22 protein-coding genes and 1 other RNA gene are annotated in these 20,561 nt (G+C 51.3%); 9 read left to right on the top strand and 14 right to left on the bottom strand.

Annotated features, from left to right (window positions below):
• The first annotated feature begins 106 nt into the window (after nt 1-106).
• A complete protein-coding gene (locus tag C0081_RS17020; protein WP_180966942.1) occupies nt 107-1,201 on the top strand; it encodes an acyltransferase family protein in 1,095 nt (364 codons plus the stop codon).
• Here the strand turns inward: C0081_RS17020 and nudC are convergent, their stop codons facing one another.
• Nucleotides 1,202-2,194 (bottom strand): NAD(+) diphosphatase, encoded by a 993-nt coding sequence (nudC, locus tag C0081_RS17015; RefSeq protein ID WP_101535050.1) that lies wholly within the window; start codon nt 2,192-2,194, stop codon nt 1,202-1,204.
• Nucleotides 2,195-2,341: 147 nt separating this feature from the next.
• Nucleotides 2,342-2,749 carry an HIT family protein gene (locus tag C0081_RS17010; RefSeq protein WP_101535049.1) on the bottom strand — a complete coding sequence of 136 codons (408 nt, stop codon included), beginning with the start codon at nt 2,747-2,749 and terminating at the stop codon, nt 2,342-2,344.
• A gap of 77 nt (nt 2,750-2,826) precedes the next feature.
• Here C0081_RS17010 and ffs point away from each other — a divergent pair.
• From ffs to recR, 4 genes are all read left to right on the top strand, one after another.
• An RNA gene (gene ffs, locus C0081_RS17005) (signal recognition particle sRNA small type) lies at nt 2,827-2,924 on the top strand.
• Between the two features lie 182 nt (nt 2,925-3,106).
• Nucleotides 3,107-5,086, top strand: coding sequence for a DNA polymerase III subunit gamma/tau (locus C0081_RS17000; RefSeq protein ID WP_101535048.1), 1,980 nt, complete (start codon nt 3,107-3,109; stop codon nt 5,084-5,086).
• 373 nt (nt 5,087-5,459) lie between these two features.
• The gene (locus C0081_RS16995) at nt 5,460-5,783 is read left to right on the top strand and encodes a YbaB/EbfC family nucleoid-associated protein (RefSeq protein WP_210200551.1); all 324 of its coding nucleotides are present in this window, start codon (nt 5,460-5,462) and stop codon (nt 5,781-5,783) included.
• Nucleotides 5,784-5,821: 38 nt separating this feature from the next.
• Nucleotides 5,822-6,466 carry a recombination mediator RecR gene (recR, locus tag C0081_RS16990; RefSeq protein ID WP_101535046.1) on the top strand — a complete coding sequence of 215 codons (645 nt, stop codon included), beginning with the start codon at nt 5,822-5,824 and terminating at the stop codon, nt 6,464-6,466.
• Between the two features lie 65 nt (nt 6,467-6,531).
• On the opposite strand, the gene C0081_RS16985 is transcribed toward recR, so the two are convergent.
• Together C0081_RS16985 and C0081_RS16980 are read right to left on the bottom strand one after the other, a co-directional pair.
• Complete coding sequence (locus tag C0081_RS16985; RefSeq protein WP_101535045.1) at nt 6,532-7,245, bottom strand: DUF1868 domain-containing protein; 714 nt, start codon at nt 7,243-7,245, stop codon at nt 6,532-6,534.
• Between the two features lie 117 nt (nt 7,246-7,362).
• Nucleotides 7,363-8,634: a DNA recombination protein RmuC gene (locus C0081_RS16980; RefSeq protein ID WP_101535044.1), complete on the bottom strand. Its 1,272-nt coding sequence runs from the start codon at nt 8,632-8,634 to the stop codon at nt 7,363-7,365.
• A 166-nt stretch (nt 8,635-8,800) separates the two neighbouring features.
• Between C0081_RS16980 and def the strand changes: the two genes are divergently transcribed.
• From def to truA, 3 genes are read left to right on the top strand one after another with little or no spacing between them, the layout of a single operon-like run.
• Complete coding sequence (gene def / locus C0081_RS16975) at nt 8,801-9,325, top strand: peptide deformylase (RefSeq protein WP_101535257.1); 525 nt, start codon at nt 8,801-8,803, stop codon at nt 9,323-9,325.
• A 46-nt stretch (nt 9,326-9,371) separates the two neighbouring features.
• Nucleotides 9,372-10,298: a methionyl-tRNA formyltransferase gene (gene fmt, locus C0081_RS16970; protein ID WP_101535256.1), complete on the top strand. Its 927-nt coding sequence runs from the start codon at nt 9,372-9,374 to the stop codon at nt 10,296-10,298.
• A 1-nt stretch (nt 10,299) separates the two neighbouring features.
• Complete coding sequence (gene truA / locus C0081_RS16965) at nt 10,300-11,094, top strand: tRNA pseudouridine(38-40) synthase TruA (RefSeq protein ID WP_101535043.1); 795 nt, start codon at nt 10,300-10,302, stop codon at nt 11,092-11,094.
• Here truA and C0081_RS16960 read toward each other — a convergent pair.
• From C0081_RS16960 to dapD, 7 genes are all read right to left on the bottom strand, one after another.
• Nucleotides 11,091-11,660 carry a hypothetical protein gene (locus C0081_RS16960; RefSeq protein WP_101535042.1) on the bottom strand — a complete coding sequence of 190 codons (570 nt, stop codon included), beginning with the start codon at nt 11,658-11,660 and terminating at the stop codon, nt 11,091-11,093. The genes truA and C0081_RS16960 overlap by 4 nt on opposite strands.
• A 162-nt stretch (nt 11,661-11,822) precedes the next feature.
• The gene (dapE, locus tag C0081_RS16955; protein ID WP_101535041.1) at nt 11,823-12,998 is read right to left on the bottom strand and encodes a succinyl-diaminopimelate desuccinylase; all 1,176 of its coding nucleotides are present in this window, start codon (nt 12,996-12,998) and stop codon (nt 11,823-11,825) included.
• Between the two features lie 246 nt (nt 12,999-13,244).
• Nucleotides 13,245-13,721, bottom strand: a complete 477-nt coding sequence (locus C0081_RS16950) for a DUF805 domain-containing protein (RefSeq protein ID WP_101535040.1) — start codon at nt 13,719-13,721, stop codon at nt 13,245-13,247.
• Nucleotides 13,722-13,935: 214 nt separating this feature from the next.
• Nucleotides 13,936-14,355: a carboxymuconolactone decarboxylase family protein gene (locus C0081_RS16945; protein ID WP_101535039.1), complete on the bottom strand. Its 420-nt coding sequence runs from the start codon at nt 14,353-14,355 to the stop codon at nt 13,936-13,938.
• Nucleotides 14,321-14,728 (bottom strand): MerR family transcriptional regulator, encoded by a 408-nt coding sequence (locus tag C0081_RS16940; RefSeq protein ID WP_101535038.1) that lies wholly within the window; start codon nt 14,726-14,728, stop codon nt 14,321-14,323. Before C0081_RS16940 ends, C0081_RS16945 begins: the two co-directional genes overlap by 35 nt.
• A gap of 18 nt (nt 14,729-14,746) precedes the next feature.
• Nucleotides 14,747-14,872, bottom strand: a complete 126-nt coding sequence (locus tag C0081_RS23715; protein WP_280952886.1) for a hypothetical protein — start codon at nt 14,870-14,872, stop codon at nt 14,747-14,749.
• 150 nt (nt 14,873-15,022) lie between these two features.
• Nucleotides 15,023-15,877, bottom strand: coding sequence for a 2,3,4,5-tetrahydropyridine-2,6-dicarboxylate N-succinyltransferase (gene dapD, locus C0081_RS16935; protein WP_101535037.1), 855 nt, complete (start codon nt 15,875-15,877; stop codon nt 15,023-15,025).
• A gap of 569 nt (nt 15,878-16,446) precedes the next feature.
• Between dapD and C0081_RS16930 the strand changes: the two genes are divergently transcribed.
• Entirely contained in the window at nt 16,447-17,958 is a 1,512-nt protein-coding gene (locus tag C0081_RS16930) for a L,D-transpeptidase (protein WP_180966941.1), read from the top strand.
• A gap of 117 nt (nt 17,959-18,075) precedes the next feature.
• On the opposite strand, the gene phoB is transcribed toward C0081_RS16930, so the two are convergent.
• From phoB to pstB, 3 genes are all read right to left on the bottom strand, one after another.
• Nucleotides 18,076-18,774, bottom strand: a complete 699-nt coding sequence (phoB, locus tag C0081_RS16925) for a phosphate regulon transcriptional regulator PhoB (protein WP_101535035.1) — start codon at nt 18,772-18,774, stop codon at nt 18,076-18,078.
• A gap of 165 nt (nt 18,775-18,939) precedes the next feature.
• A complete protein-coding gene (gene phoU / locus C0081_RS16920) occupies nt 18,940-19,611 on the bottom strand; it encodes a phosphate signaling complex protein PhoU (RefSeq protein WP_101535034.1) in 672 nt (223 codons plus the stop codon).
• Between the two features lie 79 nt (nt 19,612-19,690).
• On the bottom strand, nt 19,691-20,503 hold the full coding sequence (pstB, locus tag C0081_RS16915; protein ID WP_101535033.1) for a phosphate ABC transporter ATP-binding protein PstB: 813 nt from the start codon (nt 20,501-20,503) through the stop codon (nt 19,691-19,693).
• Nucleotides 20,504-20,561 lie beyond the last annotated feature (58 nt).

Here is a 20,561-nt window from a genome sequence, read left to right as displayed (position 1 = left end):
TATTAGGAAAATGAGAGGGCTTGCTTGATATTATATTGCGCAAACGACGGTCAAATCGATAGGTTCAAAAACACACATGAGTGTCAAAAGCAGGCCAAATTTCTTAATGTTTGCAACCTGGCGCCTATTGGCTGCCTTGTTGGTCATGTTGTATCATTTTTGTCAGTATGGCCCGCCTGCCTATGCTAAGTTTGCGGTTGATCTGGAGCTGTTGACGCCATTGCTGGACATGTTCTTCATGGTTTCCGGCTTTCTCATTTCCGTTCATTATGCTGATCGCATGAAGTCCATAGCGGATTATAAAATCTTTTTGATACGGCGTCTTGCGCGGCTCTATCCGTTGCATATTCTAACGCTATCATTCTTCTGCATGGTTTGGTTGGCGGTGTCTGCGGGGGTGGTTTCATCGCGCATGACCGAGACCTATTCGCTGGTAGAACTTATTAACGAACTGCTGCTCATCAACGCTTGGGGTGTGTCTGATGTGCTGACATTCAACTTTGTTTCCTGGTCCTTGTCTGCGGAGTGGTTCTGTTATTTGTTGTTTCCTGCCATTTTGTTTGTTTGGCGCAAGTGGGGTGTTTTTGCGCTGATTGCCCTGCTGGTGATTTACACTCAAATCATGGATGTTCTGAGCGATGCTGGGGTTACGCCCTTCTCTACGTGGATGCACGCCAACACATGGGGGGCATATCGCGTCTTCGCTGATTTTTTAATCGGTGCGATTGTTGCTGATTTGGCATCTCGGCGCCTGCTAAAAATTCGCAGCCATGCACTGGCATGGGGCGTGTTTGCTGCTGCCGTGGGATATATGCTTACAAATCCCTCATGGGAATATGGTCCGATTCTTGCGATATCTTTTGCAATCTATATCGCGGCGCAAGTCGAGTTCAACGCGCCCTCAACATCCCCGTTTTACAAGCCATTCATGCCCTTTGCCGCTGCCTCGTTCGGTATTTATCTTTGGCATCCGGTGTTGGCCAGTATCGTGATTGGCGTGGCATGGAACCGGATTTTAAAACCAATGGAGATCGGGTCTTTTTATATGGCGATTATAGCTGCGATGATTCTGACGGTGTTGGTGGCTGTGCTGTCAGCTCGTTTCTTTGAGGCTCCGGTGCGCAAGACCATTCTTTCTTTTGTTGAGAAACGCGAGATTAAAAAGAAAAAACGAAAAGCTGCACCGGTTCCTGCCGAATAACTAGCCGGCGTCCACCCAAAAGCGGATCAACCAAGCTGCAATGGAAAAACGACCCGGTATATGGGGCAATTCATCTCCGGCTGGTCGCGCCATCATCTCGCGCACCTCTTGCCGTGTGAACCAACGGGCTTCTGTTAGTTCGGTCTCGTCGATCTGAATATTCGAAGACAGGGCCTCAGCAAAGCAGCCCAACATCAAAGATGAGGGAAATGGCCACGGTTGGCTGGTCAGATATCGAACCGCGCCAATTTTGATACATGATTCCTCCAAAATTTCCCGTCGGACAGCCGCCTCCAGAGTCTCGCCATGTTCCATGAAACCGGCAAGCGTGGAATACATAGGCGTATCAAAGCGTGCATGGTGCCCCAACAAACAGCGCTCGACACCGCTTTCATCCCTGTGAATGGCCAGCATGATCACCACTGGATCCGTGCGCGGGAAATGAACCGCCGAGCAGGACGGACAATCTCGTCGTGCGCCAGCCAGTGCAACCACGGTTGATGCGCCGCATTTTGAGCAAAATTGATGATTCACATGCCAGGTTAGCAAACTGCGAGCCTGTGCGATCGCGCCCAGTTGATCCGGTGGCAAGAGGTCTTTCAGCCCAACCGCACGAATCCCTTCAACCACATACTCTTCATTGGTTGCCAACGCCTCGATGGCCTGATCGGTCAGTGGAACGGCAAGGCGGGGGGCATTGTCTTCCTCAGGGTCGGTGCCCAGCAGGATGACCCGATCCATATCTGCGCCAAGCTTTTGGGCTCTTTCTAAACAGAACAAAGCAGTCTGCTGCCCGTCCTTGATCCGCAACAACACATTGTCGTCATGAAGTAAATAATAACGTGCCTGGGTCTGTTGAACCATCGTGCCAAGGCTGTTTTCATCGCGATGTTCTGTGTCACGGTCCAGTCGATTATGTGCATATCCCAACTTATCAAAAGAGGGCAGGGTGCGGGTCTCGGCAAAAACGTCCGAGCCAGAAAAAATGTCCATGAATAACCAATCCGATATTTGAAAGCTTTTGCCTGCAACATAGGCCTTGCTGCCGGTTTATAAAATACAAAATCAACTTTTGGGGCTTCATATACATATACGAAGTCCGATGTTTACATATACGAAGTCCGATGTTGGCAAACGCATCTAAAGCAAAGCGGTCTGTAATGTCGTGATCAGATTGTTCGCCTTGGCCTCTTCATAGGGATGCATGGGGACTTTACCCCAAATGGGTCCTGGCCATGCTGCGTCCCCTTCAAAGCGGGCAACCACATGCACGTGCAGTTGTCGCACCATGTTGCCAAGCGCTGCGACATTGAGCTTGTCGCAACCGGTCGCATCCTGTAATGCGTTGGATACCATAAGCATCTCGTCCATTAAACGGTGCTGATCCTGACGAGCTAAGTCGATCAATTCTTCCAATCCGTTATATTTGGGCACCATCAGAAGCCACGGAAAATGTGTGTCATTCATTAGCCGTACAGTGCACAGCTCCAGCTCCGCGAGAGGTAGGCTGTCGGCCTTTAGCTGGGGATCAAGTATGAAATCGACCATGTTTCCGCTCCATTTAGTCAAAATGAATCATATCTGCCCCTTGCTTTAGCACGCAACAAGTGACATATGAACCAGTGGAAGGTTGGCAATGGACGTTCCCCTCGCCAACTGGGTCAGGTCCGGAAGGAAGCAGCCCTAACGAGTTACAGAGCGGGTCATCTGTTCAGCCTTCCACTTATCCCCTCCTATTTCAGATTATATGGTTTCATGCGCGGTCAAACTGCTGCATTCGTGCAACCAAGCCTCACCCTGTCAACAGGTAGGATGCTGCGGTCACAAGACGGGTGACGACGCGGCCTTCCCTCTGCTATGGATGGTACAGGTTTTTTCAAGGTCACATAAGTCAGGGATATTCCGATGGACGGTCAGGATCATCAGACAGCCGAAGGCTATCGCGTATTAGCACGCAAATACCGCCCCGCGAGCTTTGATGACATGATTGGTCAGGACCCGATGATCCGCACCCTGACCAATGCTTTCTCTTCCGGCAGGATAGCGCAAGCCTACATGATGACCGGTGTGCGCGGCGTGGGCAAAACAACCACAGCCCGTATTTTGGCCCGCGCCCTCAATTATGAGATCCCCGGAGAAATCGACGAACCCACCATTGATATGCCGCGACTGGGGGTGCATTGTCAGGCCATCATGGAAGGTCGCCATGTGGACATTATGGAAATGGATGCGGCCTCTCACACCTCTATCAATGACATTCGCGAGATTATCGAAGCCGCTCGCTACAAACCTGTCAGCGCTCGCTACAAGGTCTATGTCATCGATGAGGTCCATATGCTTTCGACCGCAGCTTTTAATGGATTGTTGAAAACGCTCGAAGAGCCGCCTGAGCATGTGAAGTTTATTTTTGCGACCACCGAGATTCGCAAAGTTCCTGTTACCGTTCTGTCTCGCTGTCAGCGCTTTGATTTGCGTCGTATTGATGCGGTGGAAATGGCCACTTACATGCGGACCATTTGTGAAAAAGAACAGGTTGAAATCGAAGATGACGCCTTGCAAATGATCGCCCGAGCTGGTGAAGGCTCCGCGCGTGACTCGCTGTCGCTTCTGGATCAGGCCATTGCTCATGGCGCAGGCAAAATCACCTCCGAGACCACACGCCAAATGCTGGGCCTTGCTGACAGGGCCCGCGTCATCGATTTGTTCGAAGCGGTAATGAAAGGCGACATTGGTATCGCTCTGGATGAATTGAAGGCGCAATATGATATCGGTGCAGAGCCCGCTGTGGTGCTGTCCGATCTTGCAGACTTCGTGCACCTCGTCACTCGCCTCAAATTGACCCCCGACGCCCATTCTGACGCCGCGGCCACAGAGTCGGAAAAGATACGCGGACGCGATTTCTCCGGCCAGCTTTCTGTGCGTGTCTTGTCTCGGGCTTGGCAAATGCTGCTGAAGGGCTTGGCGGAAGTCCAATCATCACCGCGTCCGTTGGCTTCTGCCGAGATGGTCTTGGTGCGGTTGGCATATGCCGCAGACCTGCCAACGCCAGATGAGGCGCTGCGGTTGTTGGCTAACAAAGACTATCGTCCCCCGATGCCATCGGGAGCAGGTTCAGGCCCTTCAACGCCCCCAGATGCCACTGTTTCTACTTCGGCAGAGGCACAAGGCAGCCCGCATAGTGGTGGCAGTCCGTCCTCCAATGCTCCGACCGCATTGCAGAGCGGGGCAAACTTGGGCGTCGCCCATTCCGCACCTGATCTGGATGTCGGGCATGCCGAACCGGCAAAAACCGAGAAGGCGAATCTGCGGCTTGTTGCCAGCCAGAGCGACGAACAAATGGCGGTTCGCACGCCGCCCACCCCTCAGTCGGTAGCTGGGGCTGAGCAAGACAAGACGGTTGCTAAACCAGAAATTAAGCCCGTGATCACGCGGTTTGAGCAAATCATCGCGTTGGCCAACAAACACCGCGATATTGCGCTTAAATTCCAGCTAGAATCATCCGTCCGCCCTGTGAGCCTTGAACAAGGCCGTGTGGTGATTAGCTATGACGGTGTTGATGGCGAAGCATTGCAACACAAACTCGGTCGCAAACTGGCTGAATGGACCGGTGAGCGTTGGCATGTTGAACTCTCGGGAGACGCCGGTGGGGCAACCTTGTCCGAACGCAAAGAAGAACGCGAGCGTCAGGTTCGCGAAGAGGCCGACGGACATCCGCTGGTTGAAGCGGTGCGTTCGATCTTCCCCGGTTCCAAAGTGGTTGATGTCCGCATCAATCGAGATTTCGAAGAAGAGTTTCTCGCCCCTCCGGTGGAAGATCTTTTGGATGAAGACATCAGTCTTTCCCTAAGTATGCCTGATGCTTCTGACTTGGATGATGACCGCTGAAGGGCAAAATAGCTAGCGTGCTGGTGGTGTGATTCTAGCGCCCAAACCACTAGGCATTTTTCGGTGGATAGAACGATCAAAATATTGAATGGCCTATCGTGTGAAACCTCAAAATTATGCGGGCTTCCAAGGTTGTGCTCTATCCGTTTTGGCTTTGTTGCTTGGGATTATCCTCGCGACTCTGAGCCATCTTTGAGGCGGGATGGCGCGCGGCAATTGACTTTGGTCTCTTGTGTCCCCATTTCTCTGAATGACACAAATCCTGACTTTCCCGCTTCCATCTTTTCTGAAATAAAGCAGGTGGGATTATTGAAAACGGACGATCTGGCGCCGATTGGGCAGCCGGAGGCGAGCAACATAAATAAGGACAAGCATCATGGATATGATGAAGATGATGAAAAAGGCCAAGGAAATGCAGGCCAAAATGGCTCAGATGCAGGAAGAAGTGGCCGAGATGGAGGCCACCGGTGTAGCGGGTGGTGATTTGGTCAAAGTAACCTTGACCGGCAAGGGCGAAATGAAAAGTCTGGCAATTGATCCGTCTTTGATCAATGCCGATGACGCCGAAATTCTTGAAGATCTCATCATCGCCGCCCACAATGACGCCAAAGGCAAGGTTGAAACGGCCATGCAAGACAAAATGCAGGATATGACTGGCGATTTGGGCCTTCCTGCTGGCATGAAACTGCCATTCTAAGGTTGAATACCAAATAACAAGGCGGCAGGAGTGTGGGCATGGCCAATCATGTGGCAGGGCCGGAAATTGAAAAGCTGATCAAACTGCTGGCGCGTTTACCCGGTCTGGGGCAGCGCTCAGCGCGCCGTGTCGCCTTGCATCTAATCAAGAACAAAGACCAATTGCTGATCCCGCTGTCCGATGCGATGGCCACCGCAGTCGATAAAATTCAGGTTTGTGAGACGTGTGGCAATGTCGACAGCGCCAACCCCTGCACCATTTGTACCGATGCGCGTCGCGATCCCAGTTTGCTGGTGGTGGTCGAAGATGTGTCTGATCTTTGGGCCCTTGAGCGTGCATCAGTCCTGAACGCCGCGTATCACGTGCTTGGCGGCACGTTGTCTCCACTCGATGGCATCGGGCCGGATGATCTCAATATCGGAGGTCTGCTAGCCCGTACGGACAAAGGTGAGATCAAGGAGATTATTCTGGCCGTCAATGCGACGGTGGAGGGGCAGACTACCGCGCATTACATCACCGATCAGCTTCAGGCGCAGGCAAAACAAGCCTCCGTTATCAATCCAGATTTCCAGCCAATCAAAATATCACAATTGGCCCACGGGGTTCCCATTGGCGGCGAATTGGACTATCTGGACGAGGGCACCTTGTTGCAAGCCATGCGCAGCCGCAAGGAATTCTCATAATCAAACATGTGCCACCGGTTTTGCTAAGCTCAGCTGTGCGGCGACATCTGCAATACAAGCCAACGTCATTCGAAGACCTGCAATTTCTCAAAATGGTTCATATCATTGAAGCTGCAAAATGCAGGCGGTTCTAGTTCAATGACCGGGGCACATTCCTGAAGATTTTCGACAATTTCCGCTAGTCCCTTTTGCCAGATCTCAATCGCGTCATCGCTGAATCGGTCCAGAACATAGGCAAAGGTGATGTGGAAACTGTAGGACTCGTGATCCGGATGACGATAGCCAAAAATATCAGCGAACCGGTCGCGCCAGCATTTCATAACCGCTCGGTCTTGCGACGAAATGCCTGCGACCTCCAATCCGTTCGGTGTTGCACCAACAACTTCCACTTGAAATGGACCTGGACTTTCAAAATCGTGCAACCGGCGCTTAAACAAAGTGGTCATGTCATCAATGGGGGTGTCTAGCGTTATTGTCTCCGGCCAATAGGGTAGGTGCCGGCGATACTCAATGATGCCTTGGAAAAGAGTCATATGTAGACTGGACACCGCCGTATAAGCCAGTTTCTCGGATTCCGGCAAGCTTTGCATGCGTCTGCGTGCATCAATCACGGCTTCAGCGGACATAGAATCCTTGACGATGTGGCAGACAACTGTATTGCCTGGCTCGGGCAGGAAAACGCCATCAGAGCTGTAGCGCCGCCCCAGATGATACAATGGACTGGTATCAAGCGTTTGAGAAAATGAATGCAAATGCTTGGGTAGGTTTTGAAGAGCCATGACACACACCAGTTCTAATCAAGAGTAGAAATTGGGAAGCCACCGGATGGAAACACAAAAAATGGATCAAGGTGTCTCCCCGTAGCTCAATACCCTTCAAACTTTGCAGTTTTATGACTATTTAGGCCCTGCTATGCCGAATGGTCCTGATCTGGCTGGTTCGGGCGCCGGGGCTTCAAAGGGAGATGCCTCGGACATGTCAGATGGTTTTTCAATCGCCTCACTTGCTCTGACGGTTTCAGCGGCCAGCTCGGCCTCGCTGACATCAATATCCTCAATCTTACGCCCCCGCTTGATGATCTTGCCCGTCGATGTGAGGATCTGGTCTATATCTTTGGCGGTTTGACCAAAGTGGGCCTGAAGTTTGCTGACTCTATCGTCGAGCCGAGACACATCATCGACCAACAATGCGACCTCGCGCTGAATGATATGGGCCTGCTCACGCATGCGCGCATCTTTGAGAATGGATTGCACCACCTGAATGGACAGGGTCAGCAGAGAGGGTGAGACAATCACCACCCGTGTGCGATGAGACAGTTGCACGATGTCTTCAAATTGCTCATGCAGATCTGCGAACAGGCTCTCGGATGGTACAAACATAAAGGCGGTTTCTTGTGTCTCTCCAGTGATGAAATAGCGCTCGGCAATCGCCTTGATATGCACTTTGACATCGTTGCGAAAGCGCGTGCGTGCCTGTTTGTCTTCTTCCGGTGTCTGTGCCTCTTTCACTGCGCTCCAGCCTTCCAGCGGAAACTTGGCATCAATCACCAAAACAGCATTGTCACTGGGAATGTGAATGACACAATCAGGGCGTTTGCCGTTTGACAGGGTATATTGGAAATCATAGGCGTGGGGTGGCAGCGCATCCTCGACAATGGCCTCCATCCGCCCTTGACCAAAGGTGCCGCGTGTCTGTTTGTTGGCAAGGATTTGCTGTAATTCGACCACCCGCCCAGAAAGCTCGGTGATGTTGCCTTGTGCCTTGTCTATGACGGCCAATCGCTCATGCAGCGCTCGCAAGTTGTCGCCGGTGGCTTTTTGCTGATCCGTCAAGCTTTTGCTAACGGTCTGGGTCAAACGATGTCCCATGCCATCCATGCGATTGGTAAGCACTTGCGCCATCTCACTCTGGCGACTGGAAAAAATCTCGGACATTGTCTGCATGCGACCGGTCATGGCGGCTTGCAGGCGCGACAATTCCTCCACCTGCAAAGATTGCATTCGCGCCTGTTCCTGTGCCTCGTAGAGCTCTTGGCTGCGCAAGGTGCTTTGTCGCGACAGTGAGATCAGCAGTCCGACCAGCAAAAGCCCGACCAAGCCAATCGCTCCGATTAGCACCTGAAAGACAGTAAAGCCATGTTGGCCAAGAGTGATCACAGTTTCATTCATAATGGAACTATAGATTGATTCGGCATCCCATTGAAACAAAGTGTGAACATAGATCGCCGCTACGCGTCAAAGGGCTTGTTGAGGAATGCGCTAAAAGGAGAGAAAACGCGGATTTAACATCGCCTTTTGATTGACGATCCAGCGTGAAAGCCTTATGTCACTTTTTATGGCTGTAATGGATATAGTAACATTGCCGGACCCGATCTTGCGAGAGCAATCGGCACCGGTCGAACGCGTAGATGATGATTTGCGTCGTCTCGTCGAAAATATGTTTGAAACGATGTATGACGCGCCAGGCATTGGCCTTGCGGGAATACAGGTCGGTGTGCGCCGTCGTCTCTTCACACTTGATTGTGCCAAAGAGGAGGGGGAGAAGTCGCCCATTTGCATGATCAACCCCGAGATCATCTGGTCCTCGGACGAGATCAGCACCTATGAAGAGGGTTGTTTGTCGATCCCTGAATATTATGCCGAGGTGGATCGCCCCGCTGAAATCAAGATCAAATTCCTGGATCAGTTCGGCAAGGATCAAGAATTGATGTGCGATGGTCTGCTGGCCACCTGCGCCCAGCATGAACTGGATCATCTCAATGGTGCTTTGTTCATCGACTATATTTCCAAGCTGCGCCGTGACCGCGTGATCAAAAAATTCACCAAGCTGGCCAAACAAAAAGACAAGGGTGTTCTCTAGCCACCCTTCGATCTTGCCGCTTCACTAACTGCAAGGATGAGCCATGCTGCGCGTCGTGTTTATGGGCACCCCGGATTTTTCCGTTCCCACACTGATGGAAATTGTCGGTCAGGGCCATGAAGTGGTTGCGGTCTACAGCCAGCCGCCGCGTCCCGCCGGTCGTGGCATGGAAGAACGCAAAAGCCCCGTGCATCAAGCGGCTGAGAAACTAGGCTTGCCGGTTTTCACGCCGTCCTCATTGAAATCAGAGGAAGAGCAGGAAAAGTTCCGCGCTTTGGATGTTGATGTCGCAGTGGTGGTCGCCTATGGTTTGCTGCTACCCAAAGCCATTTTGGATGCCCCCCGTGATGGCTGCCTCAATCTGCATGGCTCCAAATTGCCGCGCTGGCGTGGGGCCGCACCGATCCAACGTGCCATTATGGCTGGCGATGCCGAGACCGCCGTGCAGGTGATGCGCATGGATGTGGGCTTGGACACCGGCGATGTCTGCATGTCAGAGACCATTGCGATTGGCCAAGCCATGACCGCACAGGATCTGCATGACCATATGATGGTGCTGGGTGCAGACCTGATGGGGCGTGCTTTGGCTGCCTTATCCCGTGAGGCTCTTGGGTCCAAACCTCAGCTTGAAGACGGTGTGACCTATGCTAAAAAAATTGACAAAACCGAAAGCCGGATTGATTTTTCAAAACCGGCAGCCGAGGTGCACAACATCATTCGCGGCCTGTCGCCGTTCCCTGGTGCATGGGTGGAAATGACCATTCGGGGCAAGCCTCTGCGCGTCAAGCTGTTGCGCTCGGAATTGGTCGATGGCACCGGTGCGCCAGGCACGTTGCTTGACGGAGCGATGACGGTTGCGTGCGGCGATGGGGCTGTACGTCTCATTGAGCTGCAACGGGCAGGCAAGGGCGCAATGAAGGCCGACGTTTTCCAACGCGGTGCCGATCTCAAGGTCGGTGAGGTCATCGCCTGATATGCCTCGCTTCAAGCTTCTGATCGAATATGACGGCCGACCTTTCTCGGGATGGCAACGTCAGGACAATGCACCCAGTGTCATGGGGTTGATAGAGAAATCCTTGCTTAAATTCACCCGCGAAGAGACCGTGGTGTTTGGCGCGGGGCGGACCGATTCTGGTGTCCACGCCGATGGGCAAGTGGCCCATTTTGATTTGCAACGCGACTGGCATAGCGAGAAAATCCGCGAGGCGCTGAACCATTTCCTCAAGGATACCGGGGTTGCCATTCTGGACAGTTGGAAGGTCACCGATGAGTTTGATGCCCGTTTTTCGGCCACCAAGCGTTACTATCGCTATCGCATTTGCAATCGCCGTGCACCACTAACCTATGAGTTGGGCCGCGCGTGGCAATATAGTTATCCTATCAATATCGACTTAATGCAAAAGGGCGCTGACCAGCTAATTGGCCATCATGACTTCACCACCTTCCGCGCCACCGCCTGCCAGGCAAAAAGCCCCATGCGGACCATGGAAAAACTAACGGTCAGCCGCGAAGGGGAATGGGTCTTTCTGGACGCTACGGCGCGAGCCTTCTTGCATAACCAGATCCGCTCATTCGTTGGCTCTCTGGTCGAAGTCGGGTCTGGCCGCAAGCCTGTCGAATGGATTACCGAGATACTGCAAGCCTGTGATCGCCGTGCATGCGGTCCGGTTTGCCCACCCGATGGGCTCTATCTCAAAAAGATTGATTATCCCGACGCTGCTGACTATGTAATTGCTGAAAAGCCATGGGAAGAGCACCCAAAAGCCTAGGTCAGGGTCTCTGTGATATCGGACAAAATGACTGCGGACGCAATGCTCAGGATCAGCAATAGGATCGATAGCCCCAGCGCCATGGTGGGTGGGCACTCCAGCACAAAGCGGTAAAGCCGGTAAGAAACCCAGATCGCAAAGCCATAGACAGCCACCATCAACATCAGCGCCATACCCACTCCAACCATATTGGAAGTCATCAACGCTCCGGGGAGCAGAGTGATCATCAGAACGATCACACTCAGCCAGTTGTAGCTGACAATCAGCGGGATGAGCCGGTCACGAAAACCAAAAGCAGTGCAGAAGGCAAAAAAGAGGAGCGGAGCAAGGCCCCAATCCAGAAACAGCTGCAAAATATAGTAGGAAAACCCGCCTTCGCGGAACAAAAGCACTCTATCGAGATGCCCAAACAAAGCCGCGTAAAACAAACCGAGCGGCTCAACGATCAGGATTGCCAGAAACGATAGTTTTAGCCCGCGCGGGGTGGCATCAATGTGATAAAGCGCTTCATCCTTGCCGCGCACAAAGGCCCAAACCAGTTCCAGATGGTAAAGAATATAATGCATCGTGGCTCCGGTTGCGTGGCGTTGGCATGTCAAGAATGCTTGTGTAACAGCCTATCTGGATAAAGAGAAGACATTAGCACCTCTTCCCCAATGCGTCTGTAAGGATACAAAAACAACGGGGCCAGCAAAAAGGCCCCGCCGCTTAATCAATTGACGATCTATTTATCCCTTTGGAGGGAAATAGCGCATCAGAAAATCATAATAGATATCGGTCAAGGTTTTGAGATCATCGACGGCGATATGTTCATCAATCATATGCATGGTTTTGCCGACAAGTCCGAACTCGATGACCGGGCAATAATTCTTGATGAAACGCGCATCCGATGTTCCGCCATCGGTGGAATGCTCTGGTGTTCTTCCGGTGATTTTTTTAACGGACTCGCTGAAGCTCTGGATCAATGTATCCGAACGGGTCAGGAAGGCGTCTGCATTGCTGGGTATCAGGCCCAGTGTCACGTCAAAATCCGAAGATGGAATGCAGTCTTTTGCATTTTTCATGACAAAATCGGACAATTTTTGGGCGTCCCACAGGTCATTATGGCGCACGTTAAAGCGAGCCGTGGCTTTTTTGGGGATCAAATTCCAGGCCTCATTGCCCACGTCTATAGAGATAAACTCCAGATTGGTGGGTTGGAAATGATCCGTACCGTGGTCAAGAACAGCGGCGCTGATCTTGGACACAATTTGCGCCATGATGGTAACGGGGTTGTGGGCTAAATGGGGGTAGGCCACATGGCCCTGATGTCCCGTCACTGTGATTGTCCCGGACAGGCTACCACGACGGCCGATCTTGATGGCATCCCCCATTGCGTCGGGGTTTGTTGGTTCACCGACGATCGCGTCAGAAAAGTGTTCGCCTTTGTCGGCAGCCCATTGGAGCAGTTTGACCGTGCCATTCGTCGCCGGTCCTTCTTCATCGCCCGTGATCAGGAAGGAAATGCTGCCTTCTGGCTCGCCGTGCTCTGCTAGATACTGCAAAACGGCGGCAGAAAAAGCAGCAATGCCCCCCTTCATGTCGGCAGTGCCTCGGCCATAAAGCATGCCTTCTTTTACTTCACCTGAGAAAGGGGGCAAAGTCCAAAGGCCTTCGTCGCCAGTGGGAACAACATCTGTGTGGCCAGCAAAGACCAAGTGTGGGCCTTTGCCATGCGAAAGTTTGGCAAACAGATTTTCCACATCGGGCGTCCCGCTTTCAGAGAAAACAGGGCGATGGACCTGAAAGCCTACGGGGCTCAAGAGCGTATCCAAATAGGCCAGTGCACCGCCCTCTTCAGGTGTGACACTTGGGCATTGAACCAATTTACGGGCGATATCCAGAGCGGAAGGGGCGTTGGTCATGTCTATGAGCGCTTTCATCTAAAGCAATTTTTGCGAGGTTGGGCTCGCGAAAACTACTTCAAGTTATAGTTTGTTACCTATTCCAATCGAAACTGGAAAAGTGCTTTTCAAGAACACACTCTTGGGTGGAGGTCTTGATAAACGGTGCACGAGGTGTCGAAAAGTCGACATGCAAAGAATGTCCAGCGGCCTCATTCTTTTGTGCCTGCGATGGATATAGGCCGTGGTTGTCTAAAGTTGAACCGGCTAATTCTGATCCGGGGATGGAGCCAGTGTGTTTGGGTTCCTTTCGCCTTTCCCTTTTCGCACGCCCAGATCAATAAAATAGACAAGCCAGAAGGGAAGGATCGCTAGCAGATAAATAGCACGCTCGCCAATGCCGACACTACAAGACAGCGGGAAGTGCGGTGCCAACGCGGTGAGCGTTACCAAAATCGGAATGGCATAGGCGAAAAAGCTGAGATGGCCTCGGCCGCTGGCGCGCAAGCGTTTGATCACTACACAATACCACATGAAGAAAAAGGTCAGTGCCATAACACCCAATGCGCCATAATAGGCCTGACCCAATGTTGTGAAGGGGTCCATCGAGCAGAGATAATTTTCGTGCACACGAAATAGAAATGCGGCGCCAATTTCAAGCGGGAAAAGCAGCAGATGGGCAATCCAGAATTGTTTGCGGTTGATTGTGCCTCGGCTGTCGAACAGCAACTGGTCGAAAGTCATGCAAGTGTCCCATTATCTTTGCCGCTCTAAAAGGAATAGCGGCTCAAGGCTTTGGATGAAGTTTAATCCCGCTTCATCTATACCGTCTATGATCCTTCATACGATAGAGTGTTTTTCCAAAGAAATGGAGAAAGAGTTGCCTCTTTCCCCACTGTAGACTCCGATTGTTGGACACAGCCGCCCGATTGGCTTATGGCCACGGGTGGCAATAGTTTTATTGTTCATTCTGCGCGTCAAAAACATCCATAGCGGCATTGAGGCCATTGATTGCAGCAGGAAGTCCGCCATAAACGGCCATTTGCCAAATGATCTCGACGATCTCTCGTTCAGTTGCACCTACAGCAAGGCTGTGCTCAATATTGATTTTCAACTGTGGTGCAGTCTGGCCACCCAGCGCAGTCAGCGCCGCTATGGTTGCCAGCTGGCGGGTCTTTGCGTCTACCCCACCGCGGGAATAATGCCGTCCATAGGCCCACTCCACCAAACTTTGGGAAAAGCCGGGAAGGCGCGCATCATACCGATCCGCCAAGGCCGCTTCCAGATGTGGATGATGTGCGGCACAATAGGCGCGACCTCGTTCTAAAGCTTCGAGATTATTTTCAGACGCGTTTCTTGGGTTTACTTCGATTGTCATGGTCTGCCTCCATGATATGGGCTCGTTCCATATCGCGATATATGTCTATCTTCTTGTCAAGAATGGGGAGTGTTGACTGCAATAGGGCGATTTGTTGAACGACCTTGTCGCGCTGAATTTCCAGCATTTGACGACGCTCTTGCGCTGTTTCCGTGCCCTTAGCGCGCAATTGCGCATAGCGGACCATGTCAGAAATCCCCATGCCCGTGGACTTGAGATGTCTGAGAAACCGAAGCCAGCCCGCAATCTCTGAACTATATTGCCGCTGCCCGCCAGTATCCCGATGGGCAGGGGGCAAAAGGCCCACTTTTTCGTAGTAACGAATGGTATGGACCGAAAGTCCGGATAGGTTGGCCAAATCGCCGATCTTCATGCAATCCCTCCACAAGTGTTATGTTTGCGCGTGGCTGCCGTCGCGACACATGCGGGCATCGGCAGTACAAGCCATCGGGGCAATCACTATCTGGTCGCAGCGAGCACGCGAGGGGAAATGGGAATATATTTTAACGTCGGTCATGATCTCATCCTTTTGTTGAGAGGTCCGACCTCATCATTTAATTGTTAGAGTGCACTCTAGGTCAAGCGCTTTTCTTGACTTTTCTGTCGACAAAGAAAAACCCTGCAGCGGGCGCTACAGGGTTTTGACTTTTAAAGATGGAAGGTCGGATCAGTCGCGCAGCAGCTCGTTGATCGAGGTTTTGGAACGGGTCTTTGCATCCACGCGCTTGACGATGACAGCGCAATAGAGGCTTGGGCCAGGGGTGCCGTCAGGCAATGGCTTGCCTGGTAACGCGCCGGGGACCACAACGGAATAGGCAGGAACTTCGCCCATGAAAACTTCGCCCGTTGCGCGGTCGACAATCTTGGTTGAAGCGCCGATGTAAACCCCCATCGACAGAACAGACCCTTCACGAACGATCACGCCTTCCGCAACTTCGGCACGAGCGCCGATGAAGCAATTATCTTCAATGATAACGGGGCCTGCCTGTAACGGCTCTAACACTCCGCCAATCCCAGCACCGCCAGAAATATGCACATTTTTGCCGATCTGCGCACAGGAGCCAACGGTTGCCCAAGTGTCGATCATGGCGTTGTCGCCTACATAGGCGCCCAAATTGACGAAGGATGGCATAAGCACTACGCCTTTGCCGATGTAGGCCGAGCGACGCACAATGCAGTTTGGAACAGCACGGAAACCGGCTTTTTCAAAATCAAGACCACCCCAACCGTCAAATTTGGAAGGAACCTTGTCCCACCAGGTTGCATCCCCAGGGCCGCCTTTGATAATTTCCATCGGGTTGAGCCGGAAAGACAAAAGAACCGCCATTTTGAGCCATTGATTGACAACCCAATTGCCATCAGCGCCTTTCTCAGCCACACGAACATGGCCGTTGTCCATAAGCGTTAGGGCCTTGTCAACGGCTTCGCGTATGTCGCCTTGGGTGCTGGTGCTGATGGTATCACGCACCTCAAAGCTCGCTTCAATGGTGCTTTTTAGCACGGCCAGATCAACTTGGGTCATGTCTCTCGCTTTCGGCTTCTCATAGGGTTTGGAATTGTTTCTGCTTGGCGGATCGAAAGGTCATCCACACCGCCCGAATAATGGCGCAAACCATAAGCAACCAGCTTGTGAAGTCAATCAAAGATACGATGCTAAGAGCGCTTCTTTTTGTAGCATGGCTTACCCAGACGCGCATGTTTGACCATTGAGACGCTATAAAGAGAATATTTAGGTTCAACTATTATTCTGGGGATACGGTTTCATCAAACCACAATTACACAAATGTCGTTGATCCGGAAAGATTGATATCATTTGGGACAGACTAACAAAAAGAATGTTCAGTGCTGCGCAAGTATAAATTTCGATTTCAAATTTTGATCTGCAGTGTCATCGTTCAGATATTCTGTTAAAAAAGCAAGCGAATAGGCGATAATTCTAACGGTTTGGGAGGGAATTAGGAATATTTTCTCTCTTGTGTCCAAGCTTGTTCAAATAGGGTTGCTCCTGATTTTATGAGGGATATACTGATTAGTATTGGTTTGATGTATAAATTTTTGTTTTTTGTTTTGGGGATACGGAGATTGGGTCATATGAAGTCAACAACCGGATATGTCGGTCTGACAATTAGCATTTTGCTTTCGAGTAGTGGTTTGACCACGGCTAATGAAACAACGCTTGAACAAGCGCCAGTCGCCTCGAAATCTGCTGCTGCGATCAAAATGTCTGAAAATGCACCTGTTCAGATTATTATTTCACGCAAGGATCAAAGCCTTCGTGTGTTTCGTGGCAACCAAGAAATTGCAAAGTCCAAGGTATCGACTGGTAAGCGCGGACATACCACCCCAACCGGAATCTTCTCCATATTGGAAAAGCGCAAACGGCATTTTTCCAATATATACAATAGCGCTCCCATGCCTTATATGCAGCGTCTGACTTGGTCAGGTATTGCTCTGCATGAGTCCAATTCCGTTCCCAGTTATCCCGCTTCGCATGGATGTGTCCGGCTGCCGCGTGGATTTGCTAAAAAGCTGTTCAGTCTTACCGAGCGCGGTGCACATGTTATAATCGCCAATCGCGATGCTACGCCTCAACAGATTCAACACCAGATGCTTTTTCAGCCTCAAGAAGTAGATGTATCCGACAAGCTATCAGGGCTCGACCCAAGTCTGATGAATCCTGTGCAAGGTTTGGGTAAAATCACATTGCTGTCTGACCGTCCGGCACAGGACGATGTGGCGCATCTGGTTGCCAAACGCATGAACCAGTTTAACGAGATCAAAAAGAGCAAAAAACCGCTCCGCATTTTTATTACGCGACAAGCACGCGGCAATTTGGTGCGTGAAATTCAAGTCACTCTGAATACTCTGGGCTTTGACGCTGGCACGCCAGATGGCAGAGTTGGCAAAGCCACCAATGCTGCTGTAAGGGCGTTTTTGGCCTCCAAGCAAGGCAGTATTGAAGCCCGCATGTACGGGACGACACCGCGCATCAATCAGGCGCTGCTGGATCAACTCTATCAAGCGGCTGGCAAGGGCAAGGTTCCGACTGGGCATCTTTTTGTCCGCCACAATTTCAAACCCTTGTTCGATGCGCCCATTCAGATTTCAAATCCAGACACCCCTTTGGGTGCCCATCTTTTTACGGCCAGTGCTTCCGACGTTAACGAAGGGCAGCTCGATTGGCTCGCTGTGAATTTGGGCGACAAATTTTCGCAGGATCTGCAATCGCGGCTTGGCGTGAAACAGGCCAAAGAAGATACCGGAATTGTCGCGTCAACTGATGTGCTAAACCGCATTACCATTCCGGACAACGTGCGTGCGCAAATCAACCATCTGATAAAAATCGGCGCATCCTTGACCATCTCTGACCGTGGCTTTAGCCGTGAGACAACGGACGTGGGCACGGACTTCATTGTTTTGACCAAACCATCGATACCAACCAGAGCGGTTGCCAAAACGAAAAATACGGTCAAAAGAAAAGCCGTGGCCGCGCGCAATAGCGCAACAGAACGCAAAGTGGCCGCTCAAAAAGCCAAAAAATCAGCAAAGCCAAAAACACAAACGATTTTCTCTTTTTTTAAAAAGAAAAAGAGCAGTAGCTAGGAATTTTACGCGGATTCTGAATAAAGAAGTTCAGGCGTGAAAATGATCAAGAAAAAACCCTGATCTGTTGAACAGATCAGGGTTTTTATCAGGATCTAGTGCCTGGACACGAGCAATCTACTCAGCCGAGAAATGATCATCAAAGCTATAGCCAGATCCACGAACCGTGCGAATGGGGTCTTTGGCTCGTCCGCGATTGATGGTTTTACGCAACCGGCCGACATGCACATCGACGGTGCGCTCATCAACATATACGTCGTGCCCCCAAACTCCGTCCAGAAGTTGCTCGCGTGAATAGACGCGACCCGGGTTCTGCATCAAAAATTCCAACAATCTATATTCGGTCGGTCCAAGAGTGATCTCACGGTTGGAGCGTTTGACCCGGTGTGTTTCGCGGTTCAATTCAAGGTCACCCGCAGTCAGTACCGTGGCAACTAGATCGGGGCTCGCTCGGCGCAGAATCGCACGCACACGGGCCATCAGTTCAGGCACAGAGAAGGGCTTGACGACATAATCATCTGCGCCGGTAGACAGACCGCGAATGCGTTCAGATTCTTCTCCGCGCGCTGTCAGCATGATGACGGGAAGTTTGAGGGTCTTGGGTTTGGCACGAAGGCGCCTACATAGTTCAATGCCAGATAGGCCGGGTAACATCCAGTCAAGAAGCAAAAGGTCAGGCAGTGTTTCCTGCAAGCGGCCTTCGGCCTCATCGCCACGAGTGATCACTTCAACTTGATACCCCTCAGCTTCCAGATTGTAACGCAAGAGAAGACTGAGGGCTTCTTCATCTTCCACGATCATGACTTTGGGGCTCATCGCCATTTTTCCGCATATTGGGGATCTGAACTAGGATTGAATTTGCTTTATTACTGTCCAGATCGGAGCTTAATTCAGGTGAGACAGAACCTGTCGGTTCTCCGTCTCACCCTTGGTTTTTTCGTTTCAAATATCGGTTCGGACCTTGGCCCTGCCCAGATACGCCTACAAAGTGCGATTTTCCAGCGTGACGCCGGTTTTGACATAGTAGATGGTTTCGGCGATGTTGGTGGCGTGATCGCCGACGCGCTCAAGATGCTTTGCCGCAAACAAAAAGTTGGTGCAGAAAGTAATATTGCGTGGATCTTCCATCATGTAGGTCAGGAATTCACGGAACAAAGAATTGTAAATTGCATCAATATCTTTGTCTTTTTGAACCACAGCCAAGGCAGCATTCTCGTCCAGCGCGGTATAGGCATCTAAAACCATGCGCAGTTGGTCGAGCGTAATCTCTGCCATATGCTCTAGGCCATGGGTAAGTTGTTTTGGCTGGCTTCTGCCTTCCAACGCCAAAGCATTGCGGGCAATATTTTTACCCAAATCAGCAACCCGTTCCAGATCAATGGAAATGCGCAAGGCAGCCACAATGTGACGAAGGTCCTGCGCCATCGGCTGACGACGCGCGATGGTCAGAACAGCCTTTTCTTCAATTTCCTGATCAAGTTTGTTGATGATCTGGTCTTTTTCGATTGTTGCCTGCGCGGCATCGAGATCCTTACGAACCAGTGCACTCACAGCTTCCTCAACCATGCGTTCAGCGTGGCCACCCATTTCGGCAATTCGACCGGTTAGCTCGCGCAAATCATCGTCGTATGATGTCACAATATGATCGGACATATCCAATTTCTCCTCGCGTTCGCGTCTCTGACCGCCGGTAAATATACAATCCGGCGTATGAAAGAAGGCGAACCAAAACTTAGCCGAAACGGCCGGTAATATAATCCTGGGTCCGCTGATCTTTGGGGTTGGTAAAGATCTGATCGGTCTGGCCTTCTTCAACCAGAGTGCCCATGTGGAAGAAAGCGGTGCGTTGGGAAACGCGCGCAGCTTGCTGCATAGAGTGGGTTACGATAACGATGGTATAATTTTCCCGCAACTCATCAATCAGTTCTTCCACTTTGGCCGTTGCTATCGGGTCAAGCGCTGAACAGGGCTCATCCATCAGGATCACTTCGGGGCTCACTGCAATGGCACGCGCAATGCACAAGCGCTGTTGCTGTCCGCCTGAAAGCCCCGTACCGGGCTCATCCAGACGATCTTTTACTTCCTCGAACAAACCGGCCTTTTGCAGAGAAGAAACAACGACTTCTTCCATTTCGGCTTTTGTGCGGCACAGGCCATGAATGCGTGGTCCATAAACCACATTCTCAAAAATGCTTTTTGGGAATGGATTGGGCTTTTGAAACACCATGCCGACACGCGCACGCAATTCAACCACATCAATGTTGGGATCATAGATGTCTTGGTCTCCCAGCTTAATCAGACCCGTGACATTACAAATATCGATGGTGTCATTCATGCGGTTAAGGCAACGCAAGAAGGTCGACTTGCCACACCCCGAAGGGCCAATCAGTGACGTGACTTGATTTTCATTAACCTGCAAATCGACGTCGAACAGTGCCTGTTTGGTACCGTAATGAACGTTAACTTTTTCACCTGACATCTTAATCGGATGCGCCGATTTGGAAAGGAGATCGCTTCCCTGAATATTTAGGTTCGTATCCTGCATAGTCGATACTTTCTTTGTCCTGTTGTGAGCCTGTTTTTGTGGCGGTTCATCGCCAATC

Origin of the sequence: Cohaesibacter celericrescens, assembly GCF_002866925.1 — a bacterium.
GTDB classification, from domain to species: Bacteria; Pseudomonadota; Alphaproteobacteria; order Rhizobiales; family Cohaesibacteraceae; genus Cohaesibacter; species Cohaesibacter celericrescens.
Note: the sequence above shows the minus strand (reverse complement) of the source record. Positions and strands in the feature narration are given on the sequence as shown.

What these genes read in the sequence shown, in the direction of transcription:
- C0081_RS16930 (WP_180966941.1), top strand. Translation starts at nt 16,447, where the DNA reads ATGAAGTCAACAACCGGATATGTCGGTCTGACAATTAGCATTTTGCTT.
- C0081_RS23715 (WP_280952886.1), bottom strand. Translation starts at nt 14,872, where the DNA reads ATGACCGACGTTAAAATATATTCCCATTTCCCCTCGCGTGCTCGCTGC.
- truA (WP_101535043.1), top strand. Translation starts at nt 10,300, where the DNA reads ATGCCTCGCTTCAAGCTTCTGATCGAATATGACGGCCGACCTTTCTCG.
- dapD (WP_101535037.1), bottom strand. Translation starts at nt 15,877, where the DNA reads ATGACCCAAGTTGATCTGGCCGTGCTAAAAAGCACCATTGAAGCGAGC.
- pstB (WP_101535033.1), bottom strand. Translation starts at nt 20,503, where the DNA reads ATGCAGGATACGAACCTAAATATTCAGGGAAGCGATCTCCTTTCCAAA.
- C0081_RS17000 (WP_101535048.1), top strand. Translation starts at nt 3,107, where the DNA reads ATGGACGGTCAGGATCATCAGACAGCCGAAGGCTATCGCGTATTAGCA.
- nudC (WP_101535050.1), bottom strand. Translation starts at nt 2,194, where the DNA reads ATGGACATTTTTTCTGGCTCGGACGTTTTTGCCGAGACCCGCACCCTG.
- phoU (WP_101535034.1), bottom strand. Translation starts at nt 19,611, where the DNA reads ATGTCCGATCATATTGTGACATCATACGACGATGATTTGCGCGAGCTA.
- phoB (WP_101535035.1), bottom strand. Translation starts at nt 18,774, where the DNA reads ATGAGCCCCAAAGTCATGATCGTGGAAGATGAAGAAGCCCTCAGTCTT.
- C0081_RS17020 (WP_180966942.1), top strand. Translation starts at nt 107, where the DNA reads ATGTTTGCAACCTGGCGCCTATTGGCTGCCTTGTTGGTCATGTTGTAT.
- C0081_RS16945 (WP_101535039.1), bottom strand. Translation starts at nt 14,355, where the DNA reads ATGACAATCGAAGTAAACCCAAGAAACGCGTCTGAAAATAATCTCGAA.
- C0081_RS16980 (WP_101535044.1), bottom strand. Translation starts at nt 8,634, where the DNA reads ATGAATGAAACTGTGATCACTCTTGGCCAACATGGCTTTACTGTCTTT.
- C0081_RS16960 (WP_101535042.1), bottom strand. Translation starts at nt 11,660, where the DNA reads ATGCATTATATTCTTTACCATCTGGAACTGGTTTGGGCCTTTGTGCGC.
- C0081_RS16950 (WP_101535040.1), bottom strand. Translation starts at nt 13,721, where the DNA reads ATGACTTTCGACCAGTTGCTGTTCGACAGCCGAGGCACAATCAACCGC.
- def (WP_101535257.1), top strand. Translation starts at nt 8,801, where the DNA reads ATGGCTGTAATGGATATAGTAACATTGCCGGACCCGATCTTGCGAGAG.
- C0081_RS16940 (WP_101535038.1), bottom strand. Translation starts at nt 14,728, where the DNA reads ATGAAGATCGGCGATTTGGCCAACCTATCCGGACTTTCGGTCCATACC.
- C0081_RS17010 (WP_101535049.1), bottom strand. Translation starts at nt 2,749, where the DNA reads ATGGTCGATTTCATACTTGATCCCCAGCTAAAGGCCGACAGCCTACCT.
- recR (WP_101535046.1), top strand. Translation starts at nt 5,822, where the DNA reads ATGGCCAATCATGTGGCAGGGCCGGAAATTGAAAAGCTGATCAAACTG.
- C0081_RS16985 (WP_101535045.1), bottom strand. Translation starts at nt 7,245, where the DNA reads ATGGCTCTTCAAAACCTACCCAAGCATTTGCATTCATTTTCTCAAACG.
- dapE (WP_101535041.1), bottom strand. Translation starts at nt 12,998, where the DNA reads ATGACCAACGCCCCTTCCGCTCTGGATATCGCCCGTAAATTGGTTCAA.